This window comes from Halomonas sabkhae, from assembly GCF_030409265.1.
Taxonomy (GTDB): domain Bacteria; phylum Pseudomonadota; class Gammaproteobacteria; order Pseudomonadales; family Halomonadaceae; genus Halomonas; species Halomonas halmophila.
In genome coordinates this window covers 182316-207496 of record NZ_JAUFPM010000015.1, presented here as the reverse complement: position 1 = coordinate 207496, position 25181 = coordinate 182316, and the positions used below count along the sequence as shown (strand labels likewise).

Here is a 25181-nt window from a genome sequence, read left to right as displayed (position 1 = left end):
CATGATCGACGTCACCGAGTACATCGGCCTGCCGTTCGAGTCGGGTGGCCGAGGGCCACGCTATGACTGTTGGGGCATTTGCAGGCGCGTCTACGCCGACCACCTCGGCATCGAACTGCCCCTGCACACCGGCTACGCCGACACGCTGACCGACGACACGTCCCGGCTGATGGTCACCGCCCGCTCCGAGTGGCGCGAGGTCGCCGAGCCACAGCCCTACGACGTGGTGATGTTCCTCGTCGACGGCAAGCCCAATCACATCGGCCTCGTCATTTCTCCGGGTCTCATGCTGCACACGACCCGCCACAAAGACGCCTGTATCGAGAGTTACCGCGCCGCCCAGTGGCGCTCCCGCATCGAGGGATTTTACCGCTATGACCACGATTGTCGCCCACCCGAGCCCGGTTCGCTCTGACCTCTACACCGCTGAGATTCCTGACGGTACCAGTCTGGCCTCCGTCCTGGGCGACGTGCCGGAGAGCGTGCGGGCGCAGATAGACGGTGAGGCGATCCCGCGCGAGCGTTGGGAAGAGCCGCTGCCGGCTGATGCCCAGGTACTGATCACAGCAACGCCCGAGGATGATGGTATCGGGCGCGCTCTGGCGATGGTGGCCATCGCAGTGGCTGCCGCCTATACGGGCGGCGCGGCGGCAGGGGCGGCAGGTTTTGCGCAGGGTACGGCAGGCTATGCAGCCGTATCTGCCGCCACATCCGCTGCCGTCACCATGGCGGGCAGCCTGGCCGTCAATGCGCTGATCCCGCCGGAGATGCCCGAGCAAAACAATCCTGGCAGCGCGACGGTGCGCAAATCGATCACCGGTACCCGCAACCAGATCGACAAATATGGCGTCGTGCCGCGCGTCTACGGCAACCCGCGCTGGTATCCGAAGTTGGCGGCCAATCCAGTGACCGAGATCGCCGGCAACGACCAGTACATGCGCATGCTGCTGGTGCTGGGCTATGGGCCGCTGGAGATCGCCGGCAACCGCGTGGGCGCCGGGCATAGCGTGCTCCGCAACGCCGGCGTCGGTGATGCGATCACCATCGGCGAGACCAATCTCGACGAGTACGAGGACGTCGAATGGGAGATCGGCACGCCCGATCAGCTCAGCCTGATGTCCCCGGACATCGCCGAGGAGCAGGTCGGTGTCGCGCTCAACAAGACCGGCGAGGTGCGCGAGCATGAGTGGGTAGCCGATGATGTGCCGCCGGTAGTGCGCACCACGGCGCCGAATACGCGCGAAATCAGCATGGATCTCACGTTCCCGGCGGGGCTGTGGGTCACGACTGACAACGGCAAAACGCGTGGCTGCCGCGTTCGCTACTCGATCCGCTATCGCCGTACGGGTGAGAGTGCGTGGACGACGCTCGATGACAACTGGGTTATCAAGGACCACACGAAAGAGACGAAGCGGGTCAATCGCCGCTGGACCGTGCCGGTGGGGCAGTACGATGTCGAGCTGACCCGCGTGGCCACGTACCTGCGTGATGACAACTCCCCGCAGACCGACAGCACTTGGGCCGTGCTGCGCTCGGTGCAAGAAGGTCCGGCGTATACCGGCGATCATCTCCTGATGGCCCTGCGCATCCGCGCCACGGACCAGCTCAACGGCGTGATTGATCAGCTCCGCATCCGCACTCAAGCCGTGTTGCGCGTGTGGGATGGGTCCGCCTGGACGATGCAGGCCACCAGCAACCCCGGCTGGGCCTACATCGACGCGATGACAGGGGAGCAGGTCGGCAAACCGATAACTGACGACCGCCTGCATCTCGAGGACATCGCGGACTGGGCGGTTTTCTGCGGCGATCAGAATCTCGAGTATCACCACGTCCATGACGCCGATGAAACGGTGCTCGACCGTGCGCGCTCGATTGCCGCCGGCGGCCAGGGCTCGTTCGCGTTCCGCGACGGCAAGTTCGGCATCGTGTTCGACGATCCCAGTACGCCCACTGTGCAGGCCATCACGCCGCGCAACGCCAGCGGATTCAGCTCGAGCATCCAGTATAAAGACCTGCCGCACGCGATCCGCGTCAAATACGTGGACCCGGATACATGGTCCGATGCCGAGCGCATCGTCTACCGCGACGGGTACGATGCTACCAACGCCACGCGCTTCGAGGATTTTCAGCTCCAGGGCGTGGCCAGTGCTGACGAGGCATGGCACCACGGCCAGTATCATCTCCGCCAGGCCATCCTGCGCCCCGAAACATTCAGCGCATCCATGGACTGGGAGAACCTGGCGATCGTGCGCGGCAACCGCGTGCTGTACCAGTACGACGCCATTCTCGTCGGCCTGGGTAGCGCCCGGGTGAAATCCGTCAGCGGCACGACCATCGTGCTCGACGAGCGTCTGGAGTACACCGAGCAGCGTGCCTATGGCATTTCGGTGCGCGGCGTCGATGACGCCCAGGGCCGTGCCAAGCTCATCGCCAGCCAGGTCACCGGCGCCGAGATCGGCGAGACCGACACCTTCACGACCGTCGACAGCATCGATGTCGAGCCGGGCGACCTGGTGATCTACGGCGTGATGGGCCGCGAATCCATCGACGCCAAGGTCTCGAAAATCCAGCCTAACCAGGATTTCGGCGCCGACCTGACGCTCGTCAATGCCGCCCCGGACATCTACGACTACAGCTCCGCGCCGATTTTTGACCCGGGCATCACGCTGCCCATCGACCCTTCGAATCTGGCGCCGCCGGTGCCGCAGATCACGTCTGTGAGAGGCGATGAGACGGCGGTCAATGTCGACCCCAGCGGTACGCCGCAGCCCGTGCTCCGTGTGGCGTATGAGTTCCCGACCCGGGGCGGCTACCCGGCGCTGGACGTCGAGGCCCGCTATCGGCAGGACGACCAGACTCAGTGGGACTCATTCGGCCCCACCAGTGCCAGCGGTCATATGTCGATCCCCGGCATTGCCGACCAGGTGACGTACATCGTCCAGCTACGCTCCAGGCGCGGCGACCGTTATTCGGACTGGAGCGCCGAGGCAGCGTCCGGCGTGACCGGGCGCCCGGTGGCGCCCCCGGATGGCGTTGACGTCGAGGCCGGCAATTTCGTCATCACCCTGCGCCCGTACGGCCCATATCCTAATGCGCTGTGGGAGTTCTATCGTTCGCAGGCATCGCTAGCCCCTGAGAATGTCGAGTCCGCAGCGGTCCGGATCGGCGTCGGCTCCCAGATTACAGATAACGGCCTGCAGCCCGATACGACGTACTACTACTACGTGCGCGGGTGGAGTGCGTCGGCGGTCAGCGCCTGGTATGCGCTACAGGCAACGACCGATCTCAATATCAGCCAGATCATGGATGTGATCAGCGGCGAGATCCGAAAAGGCGATCTCTGGCCAGCGTTGCAAGAAGAAATCGACAGAATCGAAACGCATGAGAGTGAGATCAACGATGTTCAGGCTCGCGCCGATCAGCTTCGCAGTGATCTGACTGCCGAGGTGGGCCGCCTCGACGGACGGGCTGACGCCCTCTCCGGAGACCTCAGCACCGCTGTAGGGCGCATCGACGACATTGAGACAGATGTAGGGAATGCGGTTGACCGGATCACCAGTGTTGAGACGCTCGCGGAATCGAATGAGGGGGCGGTCAACAACCTGGCCCAGGATGTCTCGACGCTCGAGGGGCGCACCGACGATGCTGAGGCGTCGATCATCGAGACGCAGCGGATCGACGAGTTGAACGGCATTCTCGAAGCTGTCACCAGCTCGGTGTCGAGCGTTCAGAATGCCGTCGGCAGCGCATCCCAGTCCGTCGAGACGATCAATCGGATCAGCGAGGACGGCGTGCTGCTCCAGCGTCAGGAATTGCTGGAGGGTGAGTTCGAGGACGTCGACGGCCGGATCAATGACATCGTCAATCTCACGCTGTCGCCCGGCTCGGCACTGCTGACGCGGTTCGGTGAGATCGAGGGGAGTGTCGATAACGTAAACGGTCGCGTGACGAACGTCGAGAACCTCGACATCTCGCCCGATTCCGCGCTGATCACCCGGCTGAACGAGATCGAGGGCGAGGCCGGCAATGCCAGCGGTCTCGCGCAGGACATCGTCGACATGAACCTGGCCACCGACTCAGCGCTGGTCAGCCGATTCGAGACTATCGAGGGCACGGTCAACGACCCCGACACAGGCGTGGCGGCGGCCCATGCTGTCGCCCGCGATATTCGTCAGCTCAACTTGTCGTCCGCTACGGCATTGGTCAGTCGATTCGAGACCATCGAGGGCAATGTCAGCAATGCTCAGGGCTCGATCCAGGACATCCAGAACCTGGATCTCGCACCAGACTCTGCGCTGATCGAGCGGTTTAGCACCCTCGAGGGCACGGTCAACGACCCCGACACAGGCGTGGCGGCGGCCCATGCTGTCGCCCGCGATATTCGTCAGCTCAACTTGTCGTCCGCTACGGCATTGGTCAGTCGATTCGAGACTATCGAGGGCAATGTCAGTAATGCGCAGGGTTCGATCCAGGACATTCGGAATCTCAATCTCGCTACAGACTCCGCGCTGATTCAGCGGTTCGAGTCTGTTGAAGGCAGCGTAGGCAGCGTCGATGGGAGGGTCGACGAGATCATCAATCTGGATCTCGCTACGGACTCCGCGCTGATTGAACGCTTCAACACCGTCGAGGGTAGTGTTTCCGGGGTCGATGGCCGCATCGACGACGTTGTGTCGCTGAATTTCGCCGAGGGCGAAAACAATCTCGTGCAGCGTCTCAGTAATATCGAGGCATCTGCTGCCGACGGCATTAGTGCGGTTCGGTCCCAGATGGAGGCCGAATTGAGTCACCAGTCCCTCGTTACTGATGGCTCTTTCAGTACTGGCGATGGCTCGCTGTGGAACAACACTAGCGACGTCAATATCATCGAGCGCGACCCGAATGGGAGCAACGTTGTTGCAGGCTCTCCCGACAGATACTTCGCCCAGTTCCGGAATTACACGGCTGGCGGTAACCGCCACGTTTCCGGTCAATGGAGGTCTGCCTCCCCGGGCGATTCGTACACCGTAAAAATGGACTACTCGGCGCGGGCAGGGACTGATGGAATAGTGCGAATTTCCGTTCAGTGGCAAGATGCCAGCGGCAACAACATTGGCTGGCCAACGGCTGACACCGTTAGCATGGCGACTGCCTCCGACGGCGCATGGAGGACCACCACACCCGTTAGTCTTACTGCACCTGCCGGGACTACTCGGGGCAGGGTTATCGTCACGGCCCAAGAAACGACGTCGGGCAATCCGGTTTTCACTAATGTTGCGGCATCGATGGTGGACTCGGCTATGGCGAGCCGCGTAGACACGGTTTCGGCCCAAGCCAGTGATAACCAGGTCGCGATACAGACCGAAGAAACCGCACGGATTGACGAAGACTCAGCGCTAGCAGAACAGATCAACACAGTTCAGGCCCAGCTAGGGGATGATATTGCGAGCGTCGAGCAACAGGCGACGGCAGAAATAGACACCGAGAGAGACCGCATCAATGCAATGTGGACTCTCCGGACTGACGTAAACGGACATGTTGCCGGTATCGGTTTAGCAAATGACGGACAAGAGTCCGGGCTTGCTGTGCGCGCAGATCGGTTTTACGTCGCCCAGCCCGGTCTGCCGGATAGCGAAGTCATTCCGTTTATTGTCGATGGCGGCAACACATATCTGCGCGCGGCATTTATTCAGGAGGCCACAATTGGTCGCGCTAAGATCGCTGACCTCGCGGTTAATACATTCAAGATCGCTGACCAGTCTGTCATTATTCCGGTGTCGTCATTTACAGCCGCTAGGAGCCTGGTCCCCATTAATAACTGGGGTACTCTCGCGTCAGCAACAATAAATCCACGGGGCGCAAGAGTAGAGGTGATTTTTAATTTTATATGGGAGGCGCGTTACAATTCGCAAACGACGAGCGACAAGGTTTTCGGGAGTGACGTGGCTCATATGCAATACAGGCTTACACAGAATGGAAGCGAAATTACTAGCGGCGTGCTTGATAGAGCCAGCTTGGGCGTCGTGTCGTTTGCTTGGCTTACAGGCGTCCTTGATGGAAACCAAACATTCAGGCTTGAGGTCATGGGCGGATTAACTGGCGACGGTTGCAGGCATTTTATCATGCGTCGATATACTGGCTTAAAGGCGGTTCGAAAATGAGTGATCATATTCGTGAAATTGTTATTGCTATCTATGATGATTCGGGAGAAATTTCATCTATCCGGCGGTGCGGCGAGAATCAGGCAGATATGCAATGTAGCCCGGGAGAGCTGTGGGTCGAGGTCGATAAAAACGTCTCTGACGAGACGCACTATATCGACGTGTCTACCAGCTCTCATCAACCAACTCCGCGCGAGCCAATTTATCCCAGCTATAGCGTCGACGGCCTTGCTGTCACGTTTTCCAGCCTGCCGATTGGCGCTGTCATTGGCGTGGCGGGGCAGGAACTGATCGCGGATGGTGATGACGAGGTCGAGTTCGACGTGCCGGGCACATACCGCATCGCGCTGTCGCATCCGCGCTATCTGGGCGAAACACTGGAGGTGACCGTTGGCTAAGCTCTCTGTTCGTCGTCACGCCGACCGCGACGCCGCCGAGGCGCACTACCTGGATGCCGTGGACCGGACCACGCCCAGCATCCCGCCATTGATCACTGCCCGGCGCGATGCCAAATGGCAGGAAGCCCAGGAATGGGGCGGCCCGATCCTGAGTGCCGAGGCCCAGGCACTGGGCTGCTCGATACAGAGCGTGATTGACAGCGTGACGGCCGCTCGGCGCGAATGGTGCGAGTCTGAGGCAGCGCAGGAGGCCGCCCGCATCCGAGCCAAGAGCCGCATCCGAAACGCTGGCACACCCGCTGAAATGCACCGCGCCTACACCGACTACCAAGCCGCCATCGAGCGGCTTTTTTCATGCCTGGAGGAACGATAAATGGCATACGACACTGTAGATCAGGCGAACCAGCACACTATTGAGACGCTCGAGGAACTGGAGCGCCGGGCGCGTGATCTCGTTAATATCCTGAAAGGGGGGATCGACGTTGGGCAAAGCGGCACGCTGGGTGACCTGGCGCTATTAGATAATGCGACACAGATTCCGAAGTTTGCAAATGCATCGCGCTCCGAAATGCAGAAATTCGGAGTCGGTGCCGGCGGCGACTCGGCCGTCAGCCCGCCGATAATCAATGATGCGAGCGCCGACGTGACATCACCCTCTGGGCTATACAAGTACCCTACAGATACGCCCGGGCTCGCGGGTGCGGGGGTTATTATTCGCGGGTACTGGAATGCTAACCAGTTTGTTGATATTGCGGTTCAACATTCCAGCGGTAGCGAGCGGGGGCAGATGCGTACTCGCGCATACCAGAATGACGAGCTCACCCCGTGGCGCAAACACTGGGACACAGGCAACGCCACCGTCGACAGCAACGGATTCATCAAACGGGCATCCCCGATTTTCCGGCTCGGCTCCACTGCCGAAGACGGCCAACACAAGCTCGCGGGAGCGGGCGCTGCGAACGACGAGGCCCGGGGCGTCTCGGCGGAGCATGTTGAAACAGGCATCTACCGCGTCAGCGGCGCCCTGGGTTTTGCTGCCGAGGACTGGCGGGCCGAACTGCCGCGCGGCGGAGACGGGAGCAAGCTCTGCTTGATCGAAACCGAGACCAGTGCTGATGGCACGATCACAGTCCGCGTCTACAGCATCGTGACTGATCCGCTCGGAAACCGTGTCGCGCATGAACTGATAGACGTGCCGGACGGCGCATTCGTCACGCTACGTTTGCTCATGCCGACGACAAAAACGATCGATGAAGAGGGTAACGAGATCGAGGTCGAAACGACCGCCGAGCCCCAGGCCGACATCACTGTCGATCATCTGCGCTCGGCGACGTACAAACTTGACGTCTGGGACCGCATGACCGATGACGAGGCCGAGGTTTTCGAGACCGAGTTCGGCAACGTGGGCGCAAAGCTGCGCGGGATGTGGCGCGACTGCCGCTACGTCGATCACGACAGTCCGCTGTTCTCGACGCTGCGAGGGATGATTGTTGAGCAGTGGGGCGAGACCCGTGCTGACGAGCTGTTGGCGCCGAGCCTGTAGGCGGTGACGCCAATCTCTCACACGCTGAGCTATTCATCTCGCACAGCAGCCTACTGCGAGTGGACTATGCTGTAGCCCGGGTGACGCCCACAGCATGCGACGCACACGGAGTGCGCCGCCGCCAGGGACGGCATGTCGCGTCACGCCTTGCTCCCCGCTACCATGGCTATGCCATCAACGGACCATGGGGAAGCAATGACAAAGGGAATTACTGTAGCGCTCGCCGTCGCGCTGGGCCTGCCGACGACAGCCGCGGCGAACATGACAATCGGAACATGGAACCTCGAGCATTTGGGGTGGGATAACGGCAAGAGACTAGATGATGTCGCTCATATAGCGAAAGGCGGAGATCTCTGGGCTCTGACGGAGGTTATGGACGAGGCTGCCGTATCGCAGCTTGAGAGCGAGCTCGAGGCCCAGACGGGAGAGAGCTGGTCGTCGATGACATCCCACGAAGTGGGGCGCTCGTCATACCAGGAGAGTTATGCTTACCTCTGGCGCGACAGCCAGGTCGAGTACACCCAGGGTGCCGTCGTCTACATGGACCCCGGCGACGAGTTCGCTCGCGAGCCGTACCTGGCCGAGTTCCGCGATGTCGAGACGGGCGACAAGGTGGCCATGGCGGCGGTGCACATCGTCTATGGCGACAGCCGGGCGGACCGCACGCCCGAGATCAAGCAGCTCGCCGAAATCTGGGACTGGATGAGGGAGGTCTACCCTGATTCGGCTCGTATCATTGCCGGCGATTTCAACCTCGAGCCGGATCATGAGGCGTGGCAGTTGCTGCGTGACCAGAGTGCGTCCCCGGCAATCACGTCAGGCGCGACGACCCTGGGCACCACGGACGGTGACTATGCCAACCTCTACGACAACCTGTGGTTTGACCAGGATGCTCTCGACTTTACCGGCAGCGGCATCGTGCGGTTCCCTGAGCTACTAAATCTCACGCATGAGCAGGCCCGCGATGTTGTCTCGGACCATGCCCCTGTCTATATCGGTGTTGGCGATGTCGGCATCGTTGATCTGGATGAAACGACCAGTACGGACTCCGGCCCTCGGTGCATCGACATCAATGAGGCGACTGTCAGCCGGCTCGACGAACTGCCCCAGGTCGGGCCGGCCAGGGCTGACGACATCATCGACGCCCGGCCGTTCGAATCCATCGATGGCCTGACCCGCGTTGACGGGCTCGGTCCAGCGCGCGTCGAGGACATCGAGGCCAGCGATATGGTGTGCAGTCTGTAGATCGAGGAAGGCGTGACGCTGATCTCATACACGTTGAGCCGCATATCTCCTACAGCATAGCCCGACCGCGGCGGGCTATGCTCGGGGTGTGACGCCTACAGTATGCGACGCACACGGAGTGCGCCGCCGCCAAGGACGGCATGTCGCGTCACCCCGGGACCCGCCTCGCAATCCCTCCCTTGGGTCCGGCATCGGACGATGCCCAGCGCCAGACCCCATCAACGATCCCGTACCGCCGCTCGAGCATGCAGACGAGCGATTCCTCGACGTACCAGTCTTCTTTTCTGTAGTCGCTCAGTTCGCATCGCCCGCTGTACAACCAGCCCCGGCTGATGACGTGATACTCGATGAGCGCATGGCGCGGTGGCGCCGAGCGCTGCAGTCCGATCCACCCACGACGCTCGAGCCTCTTACGCCACTGCGTGATCTGGTGCCGCGTGGCCACGTCACACCTCGGCCGGTACCCAACTGACAAGCCAGCCCTCGTCGGTCCTGGTCACGTCGACATTCTCGTTCTCGCTGATCTCATCGATCAGCCGATCCCAGTCGTCGGGGCTGTCCTCGTCCTCTGGCTGCAGATGGACCTGGCGCTGCTCGCGCCGGTTCGCCGCCATAATGGCAACCTGGACGCGCTGGCCCAGGAGTTCGTATGAGGTGGGGCGGTGCTTCTTCGCCATGGTGTGGGCTCCCTGTCGATAGCTGTGTATATATACAGTATCAACAGGGAAGGCGGGGATGGCAAATGGTGGGTGGTCAGTCGCTATGCTTATTCCGTCGATCGCGCTCTTCTCGAGCACTGACGAAGATGCGGCGGTACTCATCATCACTCAGCGCGTGATACCAAGCCCGCTGCCTTCGCAGGTGTTCAGCGTGTGCGTCGGGGTCTGAGTGGATCCGTTCAAGTCGGCGCTGCTCCGCTTGCTGGGCTCGCATGCGGTATTTGCCGCGCAGCTCAGGGTTTGCAAGCTGTCGCTCGCGCCAGTCGCGGACGGCTTGGCGCCGAGTCTCGCGAACTGACTCGGCAAGCTCGGGGTCGGCGGCCATAGTGGCATCGAGGCGCCGCAGGTAATCGGCGCGCTTCGCTTTGAAGTCGTCGGTGTCCTTGATTTGATCGTAACGCTCGCGCTCCCGGCGGGCCGCACGCACTGAGCGGCATACTTCTGAGCACGTCTTCGCCGGCATCCGCCCCTTGTGGGGGATGATCTTGCCGCACTCCTCGCAGGGCGAGCCAAGGCACCAGGGGCAGGACTTCGGCCCTCGATATGACGGCTTAGTAATTGCCCGGGGATAGCTGCCCTCTAGCCCGCACTCGCAGCGGCATTGCAGTTGTGCGCCACCATGATCGGCGATGACGGTCAGCTTGCCGAAGGTCCGGCCTGTGCGGTCAGTTGCTGGCATTGCTACACCAACGTCACCAGGTTGCTGGCATACAGTTCTGCCACGGCAGATTGATGCACCCGCCAGGGCAGCGCGCCCTGGTCGGGGTGGTCTTCCTGAAAGCTGGCCAGAGTGTGGTAATACGGAACTTTGAGCCGGTCCCCGTGCTCGCCCTGGGGATCGCCGCCGTGATCTTCGATGTCTTGCTCGAGGCGGTCGATGACGTCTTGCCGAAGCGTCAGGGCGCCATTCATCTTGTCCTCGACATCATCCGGTACCGGGCTGCGCCCGGCTTCCCAGTATTGCCAGCTGCGCCTCGACACGCCCCCGATGATCTCGGCGGCCTCGCTGACATCAAGCATCAGGAACTTGCGAAGGGCCTGCAATTCGGATGCAGTCATATCGGCTCCAGAGGAATGCCCCGCCGATAGGCGGGGCTGGTTGAAGTTATTCGGCGTCTGCTGCAGCGATTTTCATGCCGTGCTCGATAGCGGCTTGCTCATCAAAGATGGCACCTGCCTCGCTCAGGTATTCCAGTTGACCTTCGATATGGTATTCAGTGATCTCGCCATCATCCGCTTCTTTAGCGGCCTGCCAGGCATACTGTCCGGCGAGCATGTCGGATGTGAACTCGATGCCTTCCATGCCTTCGCATGTGCCTTCGTTGACGTGCTCGACGACTTGCTCGAGTGAAGTGGCGTTGGCAATGGCGTTGCTGAGGTAGATAGTCATTTTGCGTCTCTCTCTTTAGAGGCGGGTCGAGCCGATCTCGAACCCTACGCTTTAAATTCTAGTTCGCGTTCGCGAACAAGTCAAGCATTATTTGCGCGGTTAGGTGAGGACGCTGATGGCCCTTGGCCAGTAGCCTGTCGGCGCCGGGCGGCGCGAGCGTGAGACAGTCGGCGATTCGCGAGACAGCGGGGCGGGTAGGGTGTTGATCGGGCAGGGGATTCGAGCCGGGTGTGGCTCTACCATTGAGCTACACCCGCAGCTTTCCCCAGTATATCCAGTGGTTTAATGATTACAAGCCTGGCCGTCAGGCACGCGGGCCGGGCGGCATTGCCGCCGGAAGCGAAAAAAATTGTGACCTCGTCGAACTTTCTCGCTCAGCGCTGTCACAAAAGGCACAGACATCATCATTGCGGTACGCGATGGCAGTCGCTAGCAATGTTATTCTGGCTTGCAGAATCGATCCTTGTCGCCCCAATGCACTCGAATGCATTCGGGGCGTTTTTTTGTGTGCCCGCACTACATCCAAGACCGACACCCCGCAGGGTGCCGGTCTCGAGTCGTTGGTCGCTGGCGCTCGCCGCGTTATGGCGTCAGCGGTGACGCATGCGCAGCAGGGCGTTGAGCACATCCCGACGCGTCACGATGCCCACCAGCCTGGATTGCTCGGTGACCGGGTAGACCTTGGGCTTGGCACCCAGCATTTCCTGGGCGAGGTCGGTGATGCTCTTGTTGGGCGTTACCGTCAGCACTTCATTGCGCATCAATTCCTGGACTAGAGGCGGCTCATCATTGAGGTAGGCGCTTTCCAGCACCTTGCCGAGGACATCCTGCTCGGAAATGAAGCCGATCAGGTGGTCATGTGCATCGACCACGGGCGCACCGGGCAGACGATGCAGGGACAGACCCTTGGCCAGGTTGGAGACAGAGGTCTTGCCGGAGACCCGATAGCAGTCGCGGGACATGATCTCGCGGACGATGGTTGGGGCCTTGTTGGGCATGGCGGTTCTCCTTGTGCCGGCGATGGTGAGCCTTCCCGAGTGGCCTGCCGGGACGGCAGGTGTCGTGCAGCCGGACGCGTTCGGCTGTCCATCGGGTTGTCTCAGTTTCATCATAGCGCGACTGGTGCCGAATGCGATGCGCGCATGTGGTTGGAACCGCTATCGGGCCCTTCCACTCCAATATGTCACAATGGTGCCAATAAATCCGTCCCGTGGGCGGTCTGTCAAATCTTGTGGAGGTAGCCTCATGGATGCCCGTGAATACCTGGCCCGTAAGGGCCTGGATGGAGAGCGTGACAAGGAGCGTCCCAACACGCTGGAAGAGAAGGCGTGGTCGCGTGCCCGGGAGTCCGGTGATCATCGTCCCAGATCCGGCACACCCCATGACTGGGAAGACTGGGAACGCTACCACCAGACCCTGGCCGAGGGCGCCGAAGCCATCGAGCAGAAAATCGATCATGAGGCCCATCAGGCCGAAGCGCCGGAGCAGAGTGCCTTTTTGAGCGGGGCGTCCGAGGAGGCTTCCAGCGCGGTGGGGCACTTTACGCCGGCCGACGCCGAACCGTCGCAACCGACTGCTGCCGGCAGGGAGCTGCCGGCGGATGCGGCATCCGACGCGGCGCGCGTCCAGGCGGAGTCCCATGCCGGGTCCCGGGCGCCGGCCGAGGCCACGCCGAGCCGCCCGGAGCCCTTTGCCGCCATCATGCTGCTGGCGGTCCTGCTGCCCCCGTTGGCCCTGGCCCTGGCCGGTGCCGCGCCCCGGCGCATCCTGCTGTCGCTGGTGCTGATGTTGCTGGGTTGGGTGCCCGGGGCCGTGTATGCGGTCGTCTGGTTGCGGCGGCGCTGAGGTCCGATCCCCGCTTTGCTGTGACGCCGAAGTGCGTATAATCCCGTCAACCCTACCAGCAAACAGGAGTTGACCATTGGGCTATCTCGTCGGTGTCACGGTGTTGTGGGCCTTTTCCTTTTCCCTGATCGGCGTCTACCTGGCCGGGCAGGTGGACAGTTATTTTGCCGTGATGCTGCGCATTGCCCTGGCGGCCCTGGTCTTTCTGCCGGTCTTGCGGCCCAGCCTGCTGAGGGGACGGCAAAGGCTGGCGCTGATGGCGCTCGGAGCCGTGCAGCTGGGCGTGATGTATATCTTCTTCTATCAGTCCTTTGAGCTGCTCTCGGTCCCCGAGGTGTTGCTGTTCACCGTTCTCACCCCGTTGTATATCGCCCTGCTCGATGATGCGCTCTTCAGGCGCTTCACACCGTTTCATCTGCTGACGGCGGCACTCGCCGTGCTGGGCGCCGCGGTGATTCGCTTCAAGGGCCTGACCGATGACTACTGGGTCGGCTTTCTGGTGGTCCAGGGCGCGAACATCTGCTTCGCCCTGGGGCAGGTCGGCTATCGACGCCTGTCGGCCAGCCTGCCGGATGAGCTGCCACGCCTGTCGGTGTTCGGCTGGTTCTATCTGGGGGCCCTGGCGGTGGCGCTGCCGGCGTTTTTGGTACTGGGAGACGCCTCGGCGCTGCCCACAACCGGCGTGCAATGGGGCGTCCTGGCCTGGTTGGGGCTGGTGGCCTCCGGCGTCGGCTACTTCCTGTGGAATCTCGGCGCCGTGCGGGTCGATGCCGGCGCCCTGGCCATCATGAACAATGCCCTGGTGCCGGCGGGGCTGCTGGTCAATCTCGTGATCTGGAATCGCGACGCCGATCTGCTGCGCCTGGCGCTGGGCGGCGGCATCATCGTGGCCTCCCTGGTGCTCAATGACTGGTGGCAGCGGCGCACGCCGGCCACGGCCTGACGTCGGCCCTGTAGCGGGGCCACGGCGGGGCGCCAGGGTTTGCCCCCTGGCCGCTGGCTGGCCATAATGGTCCGTCGCGAAGCGAGGGACCCGCGCATGCAAGCCTTTCAAAACATTGGTCTTATCGGCCGCCTGGGGAGTGCCCGGGTGGTCGAGACCCTGAAGCGCCTGAGCCGCTTTCTCGACGCTGCCGGCTATCACGTCATCATCGAGGACCGCACGGCGACCGTGCTGCTCGATCATGGTCATGCCGAAGCCAGCCGGCGCCTGCTCGGCGAGCTGTGTGACCTGGTGATCGTGGTGGGCGGCGATGGCAGCCTGCTGGGCGCGGCGCGCACCCTCTGCCACAGCGGCACCCTGGTGCTCGGCGTGAACCGGGGACGCCTGGGGTTTCTCACCGACATCTCGCCGGATGAGCTCGAGGACAGGGTGACGGAAGTGCTCAACGGCCATTACGAGGTCGAGGAACGCTTCCTGCTGGATGCCGAACTGTATCGAGAAGGGGAGCCCGTGGGCAATGGGGATGCGCTCAACGAAATCGTGCTGCACCCCGGCAAGGCGGTGCGCATGATCGAGTTCGAGCTGTTCATCGACGACCACTTCGTCCACAGCCAGCGCAGCGATGGCTTGATCATCGCCACGCCGACCGGCTCGACGGCCTACGCGCTCTCCGGTGGTGGTCCGATCCTGCATCCCCGGCTGGAGGCGATTTCACTGGTCCCGATGTTTCCGCACACCCTGTCGAGCCGGCCGATCGTCATCGATGCGGACAGCGAGATCCGCATTCATATCGGCGAGACCAACCAGACCTATCCGCACATCAGCTGTGATGGGCAGACGCGCGCGGTGGCCAAACCCGATGATGTGCTGGTGATACGGCGCAAGCCGCAGCGGGTGCAACTGGTGCATCCGCCGGGCCACAATTTCTACGAGATCCTGCGCAGCAAGCTGGGCTGGAGCAATCGGCTGGGAGACTGAGGTGAACGAGGCACCCGCCGCGCAAGGCTATGACCTGATCGGTGACGTCCATGGCTGTGGCGCCACCCTGGCGGCGCTGCTCGAACGGCTGGGATATCATCAGGAAGACGGCGTCTATCGCCATCCCGGTCGCAAGGTCATCTTTCTCGGCGACCTGATCGATCGTGGCCCGCGCATCCGCCTGGCCGTGTCGATTGCCCGGCGCATGGTCGAGGCCGGGGAAGCGCACATGGTGCTGGGCAATCATGAAGTCAACGCCCTGGCCTATTGCCATCGCGCGCCCGCGACATCCGGGCATCAGTGGCTGCGCCCGCATACACCACGTCACAATCGCATCGTCCAGGCAACCCTGACCCAGTACCGGGATCATCCCCGCGAGTGGCAACAGACACTGGACTGGTTCCTGGAGATTCCGCTGTGCCTGGAGTTCGCGGGCCTGCGTGTCGTGCATGCCTGCTGGGACCAGGCACTGGTCGACCGGCTGCGCGCCCGACGCGCGGATGCCTGTCTCGATCTCGACTTTCTCGCCGCGGCGATGCGTTCCGGCACCGACGAAGCCCGGATCCTGGACCGCCTGACGCGTGGCAATCATCTTGTCCTGCCTGAAGGCATGGACATTCATTCCGAGGACGGCGCCATTCGTCGTACGGCTCGGGCGCATTTCTGGGCCCGACACCCGCGCACCTGGGGAGACGTGATCTTCCAGCCGGATAGCCTGCCGGCGTCGCTGGAGGCACGCGAGCTGAGCGAGGACGAACTGGCGCGGCTCAGTCACTATGCCGCGGATCAGCCACCGCTGTTCGTCGGCCACTACTGGTGCGAGGGAGTGCCGGCACTGCCGGCGCCGAATATTGCCTGTCTGGACTATAGTGCCGTCAAGTTCGGCCGGCTGGTGGCCTATCGCTGGAGCGGCGAAGCGACCCTGAGTGCCGACAACTTCGTGTGGGTCGATGTGCCCCAGGACGAGTACGCCCGGGCGATGCCCTGGGAAATCGATTTCGACTGACACATTATGTTACATAAATGGCCGGCCGGCTGGGGAACTCATGGCGCTCCGGGGCGTCTGACGAAGTGTTCCCTTGAATGATCCCTTGCTTTGTCCGGCGGCCCCCTCCGCCGGATTTTTTCGTGTCCGGCAGTCTGATGCGGCCGCTGGGCGGTCGGTCGTCGCGGTGACAGCCTGACGGAGGTCCCATGTATCGGGTAATACTGCTGCCCCTTGATGCCGACTTGAGCGCCCTGCGGCAAGCGCTCTGGGCGCACCGTATCGGTCATCGCATCACCGAGGAGCGCGAAGGGCAGGTGCTGTGGCTGGTCGATCCCGCCCAGCAGGAAGCCATGCTGACCCTGCTCAATCGATGGCAAAGGGGCGAGTCCCTGATGCCCGAGGAAGGGGCAGTTCCCCGCGGTGCGCGCGGGCCCAGTGTGTCTCACGGGTTGGCGCTGCTGCGTCAGCTGCCGGTGACGACGCTGACACTGGCGTTGTGCGTCCTGGTGTTTGCCGTCCTGGGGCTGCTGGGTGATGCCGCGATTACCGCACTGGCGATCGTGCCGGTGGGCATCGTCGGCGGACAGCCGGTCCCCGAAAGCCTCGGCGCCGGGCTTGCCTCCGGCCAGATCTGGCGGCTCGTCTCGCCGGTGCTGCTGCATTTCGGCTGGATGCACCTGATCTTCAATATGCTCTGGCTGTGGGTGTTCGGCCGGCAGGTCGAGGCACTGCACGGCAGCCGGCGCATGCTGCTGGTGGTGCTGCTGGCGGCCCTGGGCGGCAACCTCGCGCAATATGCCACGGGTACGGTGTTGTTCGGCGGCATGTCCGGCGTCGACTTTGCCCTGCTGGGCTATGTCTGGCTGATGTCGCGTCGATCGCCGGGCAGCGGCTTCTTCGTGCCGCAGATGCTGGTCGTGCTCATGCTGGCCTGGATGGTCTTCACCATGACGGACATGGCCGGGCTGGTCGGCTTCGGCAACATTGCCAATGAGGCCCACCTGGGCGGCCTGGTCGTGGGCCTGCTGTTGGGCTGGTATTATTCTCGCCACGCCAGGCGTCAGCCCTGAACACAGGATTCAACGGGAGACTCGCGATGAGCGACATGACCTTCGAACGCATGATCCAGCAGATGACGCCCACCATCTACGAAAGCCTCAAGCAGGCGGTGGCTCTGCGCAAGTGGCCGGACGGGCGCTTTCTTACCGCCGAGCAGACCGAGCTCTGCCTGGAGGCGGTGATGCGCTATGAAGCCGAGAACAACGTGCCCGCCGAGCAGCGTGTCGGCTATCTGGAGCGTCGCACCTGTGGCGCCGACAGCAGCGGCAGCGATGTGTCGCCGGAGCAGGCCGGCCTGGGCCAGGACGTGAGCCGTGGCTGAGCCCCTGGCACGTGGTTGCCTGAGCAAGATGGCCGTCGAGCCGGGCCTCCCGGCACGCTATACCCTGATCGCCGGCGCGGACCGGGTGCCACTGGCGGACTGGCTCGGCGCCACCCTGCGGCTCGACTGGACCGGCGCCATTGCCTGCACCCACTGCGGTCGTGCCACCCGCAAGAGCTTCGGCCAGGGGCATTGCTATCCCTGCTTCAAGAAGCTGGCGCGCTGCGACACCTGCATCATGAAGCCCGAGCTCTGCCACTACTTTCAGGGCACCTGCCGTGAGCCGGAGTGGGGCGAGGCGCACTGTTTCCAGCCGCATGTGGTCTATCTGGCCAATGCCTCCGGCCTGAAGGTCGGCATCACGCGCCGCACCCAGATCCCGACACGCTGGCTCGATCAGGGCGCCACCCAGGCCCTGCCGATTCTCGAAGTGGCCTCGCGTCAGCAGTCGGGGCTGGTCGAAGTCCTGTTCAAGGGAGTCGTTTCGGACCGCACCAACTGGCGCACCATGCTCAAGGGCGAGGCGCCGGTGCTGGATCTGGCCGCCGAGCGCGACCGCCTGCTGGCCCGGCTCGGCGATGGCCTGGATGAGCTGCGCCAGCGTTTTGGCGAGGTGGCCATTCAAGAGCTCGATGCCGAGGCGTACCGCTTCGACTATCCGGTGCTCGAGTTCCCGGGCAAGGTGACCTCGCACAACTTCGACAAGCAGGCCGAAGTGAGCGGCCGCCTGCTGGGGATCAAGGGCCAGTATCTGATCTTCGATACCGGCGTCATCAATCTGCGCAAGTTTACCGGCTATGAGGTCGAGCTCCGCGCTGTCGACCCGTCACTGGCCGGCCCCGCCACGCCCGGGCTGTTCTGACCCGCATGCCGGGGCTGCCCCGATTTGCTTTTGAGAGAGGTGCTTCGATGATGCGACTGCATATCGCCAACAAGAACTACTCCTCCTGGTCGCTGCGCCCCTGGGTGCTCATGCGTCAGCTGGGCATTGCCTTCGAGGAAGTGCTCACGCCCTTCGACACCGGGTCGAGCTGGGCGAGCTTTCGGGCCTTTTCGCCCACCGGCAAGGTGCCCTGTCTGGAGGACGGGGAACTGGCGGTCTGGGAATCCCTGGCGATCGTCGAATATCTGGCCGAGCAGCATGCCGGCGTCTGGCCGCAGGACGCCGCGGCCCGCGCCTGGGCTCGCGCCGCCAGCGCCGAAATGCATGCCGGCTTCACCGCGCTGCGTGATGAATGCCCGATGAGCTGTGGGGTCCGCGTCCGGCTCGCGGCGCCATCCGCGGCACTCAAGCAGGAGCTAATCCGGCTCGACGAGCTCTGGCAGCAGGGGATGTCACGCTTCGGCGGTCCCTTCCTGGCCGGCGAGGCCTTCACCGCCGTGGATGCCTTCTTCGCCCCGGTGGCCTTTCGGGTGCGCAGCTTCGATCTCGAGCTCAGCGAGGCGTCGCGTCGCTATGTCGAGCAACTGCTGGCGCTGCCGGCCATGCGGCAATGGGACGCCGACGCCGTGGCCGAACCCTGGCGCGAGCCGGAGCACGAGGAGGACCTGCTGGCGAGTGGCACTCTGCTGGAGGACAGGCGCGTCGGTTCGTCCTGAATGGCGTCAGGGCGCAAACAGGTCTCCCTGTGCGCCCGGTGGTCGAAATGCCGAGGTATCCAGACTGATGTCACCCTCGAAGCCGAGCTGGTAGTAGCACTTGGCGAAGCGCTGGGCGAGCAGTTCGGCGAAGACACCCTGGCCGCGCATACGGTGGCCGAAGCGTGAGTCGTAGGTCTGGCCGTCGCGACATTGGCGCATCAGGCTCATGACCCTGGTGGCCCGCTCCGGGTAGTGGGTCTGCAGCCAGTCCTCGAACAGGGGTGCCACTTCCCGCGGCAGGCGCAGCAGCATCCAGGACGCACTGCTGGCGCCGGCCGCGTGGGCGGCCTTCAGCAAGGCTTCCAGTTCGTGATCGGTCAGGCCGGGAATCACCGGCGATATCAGGGTGCCCACCGGCACGCCGGCCGCGCTGAGCCGGCGGATGACTCTCAGCCGTGCCTCGGGCGAAGCGGTTCTGGGTTCCAGGGTGCGTTTCAGGTCGGTGTCCAGACTGGTCAGGCTGATCATCACGCGCACCAGCCGGTGCTCGGCCAGCTCGGCCAGCAGATCGAGATCACGCAATATCAGGGCTCCCTTGGTCACCAGGGTGACGGGATGGCGATGCTTGAGCAGCACCTCCAGCAGCCGGCGGGTGGTCCGACGCTCGGCCTCCAGCGGCTGATAGGCATCGGTATTGCCGGACAGGTTGATCGGGCGGCAGACATAGCCCGGTCGGGCCAGCTCTTCCTCCAGGCGCTCCACCAGCCCCTCGCGGGCGATCAACCGGGTCTCGAAGTCGAGGCCGGGGGAGAGGTCCCAGTAGGCGTGACTGGGGCGGGCATAGCAGTAGACGCAGCCATGCTCGCAGCCCCGGTAGGGGTTCAGGGAACGGTCGAAGGGCAGATCCGGCGAGCGGTTCCAGGACAGTGCGCTGCGTGACGACTCGGTGGTGACCTCGGTGGCCAGGCGCTCGGGCACCGCGTCCTGCCACCAGCCATCGTCGACCGCCTCGCTGACAGTCGGCGCGAAGCGGTTGGGCGGGGCGAAGGTCGCGCCCCGGCCACGATAGGGTCGCGGTTGAGCGGGATCGAACGGCGTCATGGCGGCCCTTCCTCCTGATGTCTTTAGCTGTATATTAATACAGTATAAGGCATGGCGCCTGACCTGCAATCGCGCTGCGCTGGCAGGGCCGGGGTGCCCCGGGCCTCGGCCCGCGTTGACGGGCCGTGACCGGGTTGCTAGCTTACGCGCACTCTCAGGTGTCGCGGCCCTTGCCATGAAGGGCCCGATGAAACGGGAAGTCGGTTCGCTCATGGCGTATCAATCCGACGCTGCCCCCGCAACGGTGATCGAGCCAAGAACTGCCCTATGCCACTGTGCCCGGCTGCACGGGAAGGCGGTAGTTCCCAGCCACAGGCTTGCTCGTCAGCCCGGAGACCGGCCTGTGAGCCAATGCCACGCTGCGTCGGATCGCCCCGTGGCTCGATAAAACCGACAAGCCGTGCGGGTGAGCACGGTGAGCAAGGATTCCCATGAACAAGCTCGATACCTCTCGCGGCCTGGCGGCCTTCGCCCTGGCCGCCCTGCCGCTGGCCGTCCAGGCCCAGAACGACGTTTCCGCCGCGGCCGATGACGCTGCCTCCGAAACCCTCAACCCCGTGGTGGTGACTGCCGCCCTGGCTCCGCTGACGGCTGACGAGAGCCTGGCCTCGGTCACGGTGATCGACGAGGCGCAGCTGCGCCGTCAGGACCCGACGGACCTCACCGATGTGCTGCGTGCCCAGCCCGGCGTCGACGTGTCGTCCAACGGTGGCTTTGGCAAGAGCACCGGCGTCTACCTGCGCGGCACCGGCAGCCAGTCCACGCCGCTGATGATCGACGGTATTCGCCTGCGCTCCGCGACCGCCGGCGCGCCGGCCTGGGAGTTCCTCGAGCCGCGCATGTTCGAGCGCGTCGAGGTGGTGCGCGGCCCGCGTGGCAGCCTCTACGGTGCCGATGCCGTGGGCGGCGTGGTCCAGCTGTTCACGCCCCGCGGTGAGGGCGCGCCGAGCCCGCATCTCAGCCTCGGCGCCGGCAGCTTCGATACCCGCCGCGCCAGCGCCTCCTTGTCCGGCAGTGAGGGCGGCACCCGCTATTACATGGCCGCCAGCCGCCTGGAGAGCGACGGCTACGAAATCGTCGAGGGCGAGGGGGACAAGGGCTATGACAATACCACCGGCCTGATGAAGCTCTCGCATACCTTCGCCGACGGCGCCGAGCTGGGCGTGCTGGCGCTGCGGGCGCGCGGCAATACCGAATTCGATTCCTTCGGCTCGCCCCGCGACACCGATTATGTTCAGCAGGTGGCCGGCGTCTATGGCGAGCTGCCGGTCACCGAGGCCTGGACGAGTCGCCTGACGCTCAGCGATGCCCGCGACGAACGCGAGACCCACGGCGGTCCCGGCGTGTCGGTCTTCGATACCCACACTCGCACCGCCCGCTGGGAGAACACCCTGTCCCTCGGCCGCCACGAACTGGTCGCCGGGGCCGAGCATTCGCGCGATGACGTCGACGCCAGCATCGACTATGACGAGGACAGCCGCGACAACACGGCCGTCTTCACCCAGGCACTGATGGACTTCTCGCCGCTGACCGTCCAGGCCTCGCTGCGCCACGACGACAACGAGGCCTTCGGCGAGGAGACGACCGGCAGCCTGGCACTGGGCTATGATCTGGACGAGCACCATACCCTGCGTGCCAGCTATGGCACGGCCTTCCGCGCGCCGACCTTCAATGAGCTCTACTATCCCGATTTCAGCAATCCCGATCTCGACCCGGAAACCTCGGAGAGCGTCGAGCTGGGCCTGCGGGGGCAGTTCGGTCGCGGCTTCTGGGACCTGGCGGTCTATCGCAGCGAGGTCGACGACCTCATCACCAATATCGATACCGACGGCGATGGCTTCGTGGATACACCGCAGAACGTGGAGCGCGCGCGGATTCGTGGCGTGGAAGTCGCCACCGGTGCCGAGGTCGACGACTGGACGCTGCGCGCCGCCCTGACCTACACCGACCCCGAGAACCGCGAGACCGGCAAGCACCTGGTAGGTCGCGCCTCGGAGAGCCTGCGCTTCGACGCCGACCGCGCGCTGGGCGACTGGACGCTGGGTGGCTCGGTGATTGCGCAGGGCGAGCGCTACGATGATGCCGACAATACGCAGCGCCTCGGCGGCTTCGCCACCCTCGATCTCCGCGCCGGCTGGGACTTCGCGCCGGGCTGGTCGGCCCGTTTGACACTGGAAAACCTGTTCGACAAGGCGTACCAGACCGTCGGCGGCTACGACAGCGCCGGGCGCACGGCCTTCTTCAGCGTGAGCTTCGGTGACCAATGACACGCCTGTTGGCCGTTCTCGGCGTGGTCGCGCTGGCCCTGGGGGCAGGGGCGGCGTCCGGCGAGGCACGCGCGGCGAAGTGCGTGACCGATGATACCGGCCGGGAGATCTGTGTGGAGCGCCCGGCCGAGCGCATCATCGCCCTGTCGCCGGGGGTGACCGAACTGCTGTATGCCGCCGGGGCAGGGGAGCGGCTGGTGGGCGCGGTCAGCTTCAGTGACCATCCCGACGCGGCTGCCGAGCTACCGCGTGTCGGCAGTTATGATCGGCTGGACCTCGAGGCCATGCTGGCGCTGTCGCCGGATCTGGTGGTGGCCTGGTCGGGTGGCAACCCTGAAGAACAGGTCGAGCGCCTGATAAGCCTGGGGATACCGGTCTTCTACTCCGATGCCGATGACTTCGCCACCATCGCCTCCAACCTGGAGCGGCTGGGCGCGCTGGCGAATACCCGATCCACGGCGCATCAGACAGCGAGTCAACTGAGGTCAGAAGTGGCAGCGCTGCGCCGCCGTCATGCGGATGCCGAGCCGGTCAGTGTCTTCTATCAGGTCTGGCAGTCGCCCCTGATGACCATCAATGGCGAGCATTGGATCAGCCAGGCGCTGGCCCTGTGCGGCGGCGTGAATCTCTTCGCCGAGCAGTCGGCGCTGGTGCCGCGCATCGGCGTCGAAGCCGTGCTCGGTAGGGATCCGGAGGCCATCATCACCGGTGGCAGGGGCAAGGCCGACGCCGCCTGGCTGGATGCCTGGCGCGAATTCCCCGACATGACAGCGGTGCGGCAGGATAACCTCTTCTTCATCAACCCGGATCTGGTGCAGCGCGCGACACCGCGTCTGGTGGAGGGCACCCGGGATATCTGTCGCCACCTGGAGGCGGTGCGTGAACGACGCTGACTTTCCGTTCCGGGGACGGGCAGGGCGCATGCCACCCCTGATCTGGCTGTTGCTGGCGGCGCTGCTGTCCCAGGCGCTGGCGCTGGTACTGGGCAGTGTTGCCATCCCGCTGGATGCCCTCGGCGCGGTTCTCGCCGGGGGCGGCGAGTCACTGCATCGCACCCTGGTACTCGAACTGCGCCTGCCGCGTGCCCTGGCCGCTTTCGGCACGGGGGGCCTGCTGGCGCTGGCCGGCGCGCTGATGCAGGTGCTGTTGCGCAATCCGCTGGCCGACCCCTATGTGCTCGGGCTCTCCGGCGGGGCCTCGGTGGCGGCCCTGCTGGCCATGTTGGCAGGGCTCGGCACCAGCCTGGTCGCCGGCTCGGCCTTTGCCGGCGCTCTCGCCTCGACGCTGATCGTGTTCGGCCTGGCCCACGGCACCGGCAGCTGGACGCCGACCCGCATGCTGCTCACCGGCGTGGTGATGGCGGCGGGCTGGGGCGCGCTGATCAGCTTCCTGCTGACGGTGAGCCCGGTCGAGCAGCTGCCCGGCATGCTCTACTGGCTGATGGGCGATCTGGCCTATGCCGACTCTCCCTGGCTGGTGCTGGGCGTAGCGGCCGCCAGCCTGCTGGTCATGCTGCCGCTGGGTCGCACCCTCAATGTGCTGGCCCGCGGCGGTCTGCAGGCGGCCGTGCTCGGTGTCAACGTGCGCCGCATGGAGTGGCTGCTGTACCTGCTGGCCAGCCTGTTGACCGCCGTGGCCGTGACCACGGCCGGCAGCATCGGCTTCGTCGGCCTGATGGTGCCGCACATGCTGCGCCTCAAGCTCGGCAACGACCAACGCCTCATCCTGCCGGCCAGCCTGCTGGCCGGTGGTACCCTGCTGACCCTGGCCGACACCCTGGCGCGTACCATGGTGGCGCCTCAGCAACTGCCCGTGGGGGTCATTACCGCCCTGCTGGGCGTGCCCAGCTTCCTCTATCTGCTCTACCGGAGCCGCTGATGGCAAGCCTCGAGACCCATCAGCTGCTCATCGATGTGCCGGGCCGCGCCGACGGCCGTTGCCTCGACCTGCGGATGCAGCCCGGCGAGCGCTGGGGCGTGCTGGGCCCCAACGGAGCCGGCAAGACGACGCTGCTGCATACCCTGGCGGGGCTGCGGGCGCCGCGGGCCGGCGAGGTATGGCTCGACCAGCGCGAGCTTGCGCGCTGGCGACGTCACGAGCTGGCCCGCAGGCTGGGCGTGGTCTTCCAGGAGCGTCACGACGACTTCCCTGCCACGGTCATGGAAACCGCCATGATCGGCCGACATCCCTACCTCTCCCCCTGGCAGCGCGAAAGCGAGGCCGAGGTGGCGCTCGCGCAGGCGGCGCTGCGGCGCCTCGACCTCGAACATCTCGCCTCGCGCCTGGTCTCGACCCTGTCCGGGGGCGAGCGGCAGCGCGTCAGCCTGGCCACGGTGCTGACCCAGGCACCCCGCTGGTGGCTGGTCGATGAACCGACCAATCATCTCGACCTGCATCACCAGGTGGCCACCATGCGCCTGCTCGAGGAGCAGGCCAGCGCCGGGTGCGGCGTGGTGATGTGCCTGCATGACCTCAACCTGGCAGCGCGCTGGTGCAGCCACCTGTTGCTGCTGTATCCCGATGGCGAGGCCTGCTGGGGCCCGGCGGAGGCGATGCTGGAGCCCGCGGCCCTGGAGAAGCTCTACGATCAACCGCTGACACTCGTCGAGGCCGACGGCGCGCCGGTCTTCGTGCCGCGCCGCTGACTTCCTGTCCTGATGCG

24 protein-coding genes and 1 riboswitch are annotated in these 25181 nt (G+C 64.3%); of the genes, 18 read left to right on the top strand and 6 right to left on the bottom strand.

Features of this window, described 5'->3' with window-relative positions; all coding sequences use genetic code 11:
• Nucleotide 1: 1 nt before the first annotated feature.
• The 6 genes from QWY79_RS10160 to QWY79_RS10135 all read left to right on the top strand — a co-directional run bounded on the left by QWY79_RS10160 (nt 2) and on the right by QWY79_RS10135 (nt 9326).
• Nucleotides 2-415 (top strand): C40 family peptidase, encoded by a 414-nt coding sequence (locus QWY79_RS10160; RefSeq protein ID WP_290272370.1) that lies wholly within the window; start codon nt 2-4, stop codon nt 413-415.
• Complete coding sequence (locus QWY79_RS10155) at nt 375-6140, top strand: host specificity factor TipJ family phage tail protein (protein ID WP_290272369.1); 5766 nt, start codon at nt 375-377, stop codon at nt 6138-6140. The genes QWY79_RS10160 and QWY79_RS10155 overlap by 41 nt, the downstream gene beginning before the upstream one ends.
• A complete protein-coding gene (locus tag QWY79_RS10150) occupies nt 6137-6538 on the top strand; it encodes a hypothetical protein (protein ID WP_290272368.1) in 402 nt (133 codons plus the stop codon). Before QWY79_RS10155 ends, QWY79_RS10150 begins: the two co-directional genes overlap by 4 nt.
• A complete protein-coding gene (locus QWY79_RS10145; protein ID WP_290272367.1) occupies nt 6531-6911 on the top strand; it encodes a hypothetical protein in 381 nt (126 codons plus the stop codon). The genes QWY79_RS10150 and QWY79_RS10145 overlap by 8 nt, the downstream gene beginning before the upstream one ends.
• Nucleotides 6912-8081 (top strand): phage tail fiber protein, encoded by a 1170-nt coding sequence (locus QWY79_RS10140; RefSeq protein ID WP_290272366.1) that lies wholly within the window; start codon nt 6912-6914, stop codon nt 8079-8081.
• 195 nt (nt 8082-8276) lie between these two features.
• On the top strand, nt 8277-9326 hold the full coding sequence (locus QWY79_RS10135) for a helix-hairpin-helix domain-containing protein (RefSeq protein WP_290272365.1): 1050 nt from the start codon (nt 8277-8279) through the stop codon (nt 9324-9326).
• Between the two features lie 446 nt (nt 9327-9772).
• Here the strand turns inward: QWY79_RS10135 and QWY79_RS10130 are convergent, their stop codons facing one another.
• The 5 genes from QWY79_RS10130 to QWY79_RS10110 form a co-directional block, all read right to left on the bottom strand.
• Nucleotides 9773-10003: a DUF1654 domain-containing protein gene (locus QWY79_RS10130; RefSeq protein WP_290272364.1), complete on the bottom strand. Its 231-nt coding sequence runs from the start codon at nt 10001-10003 to the stop codon at nt 9773-9775.
• A gap of 76 nt (nt 10004-10079) precedes the next feature.
• Nucleotides 10080-10724 (bottom strand): hypothetical protein, encoded by a 645-nt coding sequence (locus tag QWY79_RS10125; RefSeq protein WP_290272363.1) that lies wholly within the window; start codon nt 10722-10724, stop codon nt 10080-10082.
• 2 nt (nt 10725-10726) lie between these two features.
• On the bottom strand, nt 10727-11104 hold the full coding sequence (locus QWY79_RS10120) for an Aca2/YdiL-like domain-containing protein (RefSeq protein WP_290272362.1): 378 nt from the start codon (nt 11102-11104) through the stop codon (nt 10727-10729).
• A gap of 46 nt (nt 11105-11150) precedes the next feature.
• Entirely contained in the window at nt 11151-11435 is a 285-nt protein-coding gene (locus QWY79_RS10115; RefSeq protein WP_290272361.1) for a hypothetical protein, read from the bottom strand.
• Nucleotides 11436-12025: 590 nt separating this feature from the next.
• Entirely contained in the window at nt 12026-12433 is a 408-nt protein-coding gene (locus QWY79_RS10110) for a CBS domain-containing protein (protein ID WP_141318458.1), read from the bottom strand.
• Between the two features lie 247 nt (nt 12434-12680).
• Between QWY79_RS10110 and QWY79_RS10105 the strand changes: the two genes are divergently transcribed.
• From QWY79_RS10105 to QWY79_RS10070, 8 genes are all read left to right on the top strand, one after another.
• Complete coding sequence (locus tag QWY79_RS10105; protein ID WP_290272360.1) at nt 12681-13280, top strand: YqaE/Pmp3 family membrane protein; 600 nt, start codon at nt 12681-12683, stop codon at nt 13278-13280.
• A 76-nt stretch (nt 13281-13356) separates the two neighbouring features.
• A complete protein-coding gene (locus QWY79_RS10100; protein WP_290272359.1) occupies nt 13357-14223 on the top strand; it encodes a carboxylate/amino acid/amine transporter in 867 nt (288 codons plus the stop codon).
• A 96-nt stretch (nt 14224-14319) separates the two neighbouring features.
• Entirely contained in the window at nt 14320-15201 is an 882-nt protein-coding gene (locus tag QWY79_RS10095; RefSeq protein WP_290272358.1) for an NAD(+) kinase, read from the top strand.
• 1 nt (nt 15202) lies between these two features.
• The gene (locus QWY79_RS10090; protein ID WP_290272357.1) at nt 15203-16207 is read left to right on the top strand and encodes a metallophosphoesterase; all 1005 of its coding nucleotides are present in this window, start codon (nt 15203-15205) and stop codon (nt 16205-16207) included.
• Nucleotides 16208-16395: 188 nt separating this feature from the next.
• The gene (locus QWY79_RS10085; RefSeq protein WP_290272355.1) at nt 16396-17259 is read left to right on the top strand and encodes a rhomboid family intramembrane serine protease; all 864 of its coding nucleotides are present in this window, start codon (nt 16396-16398) and stop codon (nt 17257-17259) included.
• Between the two features lie 26 nt (nt 17260-17285).
• On the top strand, nt 17286-17570 hold the full coding sequence (locus QWY79_RS10080) for a YeaC family protein (protein ID WP_141318471.1): 285 nt from the start codon (nt 17286-17288) through the stop codon (nt 17568-17570).
• Between the two features lie 28 nt (nt 17571-17598).
• Entirely contained in the window at nt 17599-18432 is an 834-nt protein-coding gene (locus tag QWY79_RS10075; RefSeq protein ID WP_290272558.1) for a DUF2797 domain-containing protein, read from the top strand.
• Between the two features lie 47 nt (nt 18433-18479).
• Nucleotides 18480-19169: a glutathione S-transferase family protein gene (locus QWY79_RS10070; protein WP_290272353.1), complete on the top strand. Its 690-nt coding sequence runs from the start codon at nt 18480-18482 to the stop codon at nt 19167-19169.
• 6 nt (nt 19170-19175) lie between these two features.
• Here the strand turns inward: QWY79_RS10070 and QWY79_RS10065 are convergent, their stop codons facing one another.
• Complete coding sequence (locus tag QWY79_RS10065; protein ID WP_290272351.1) at nt 19176-20252, bottom strand: PA0069 family radical SAM protein; 1077 nt, start codon at nt 20250-20252, stop codon at nt 19176-19178.
• Nucleotides 20253-20391: 139 nt separating this feature from the next.
• Nucleotides 20392-20611: riboswitch (cobalamin riboswitch) on the top strand.
• Between the two features lie 72 nt (nt 20612-20683).
• Here QWY79_RS10065 and QWY79_RS10060 point away from each other — a divergent pair.
• Genes QWY79_RS10060 through QWY79_RS10045 form a run of 4 tightly spaced genes read left to right on the top strand, consistent with a single transcriptional unit; the run spans nt 20684 to nt 25164 of the window.
• Nucleotides 20684-22519, top strand: a complete 1836-nt coding sequence (locus tag QWY79_RS10060; RefSeq protein ID WP_290272348.1) for a TonB-dependent receptor domain-containing protein — start codon at nt 20684-20686, stop codon at nt 22517-22519.
• Nucleotides 22516-23412: a cobalamin-binding protein gene (locus tag QWY79_RS10055; protein WP_290272346.1), complete on the top strand. Its 897-nt coding sequence runs from the start codon at nt 22516-22518 to the stop codon at nt 23410-23412. Before QWY79_RS10060 ends, QWY79_RS10055 begins: the two co-directional genes overlap by 4 nt.
• Nucleotides 23413-23440: 28 nt before the next feature.
• A complete protein-coding gene (locus QWY79_RS10050; RefSeq protein ID WP_290272556.1) occupies nt 23441-24397 on the top strand; it encodes a FecCD family ABC transporter permease in 957 nt (318 codons plus the stop codon).
• Entirely contained in the window at nt 24397-25164 is a 768-nt protein-coding gene (locus QWY79_RS10045; RefSeq protein WP_290272345.1) for an ABC transporter ATP-binding protein, read from the top strand. Before QWY79_RS10050 ends, QWY79_RS10045 begins: the two co-directional genes overlap by 1 nt.
• Nucleotides 25165-25181: the final 17 nt, after the last annotated feature.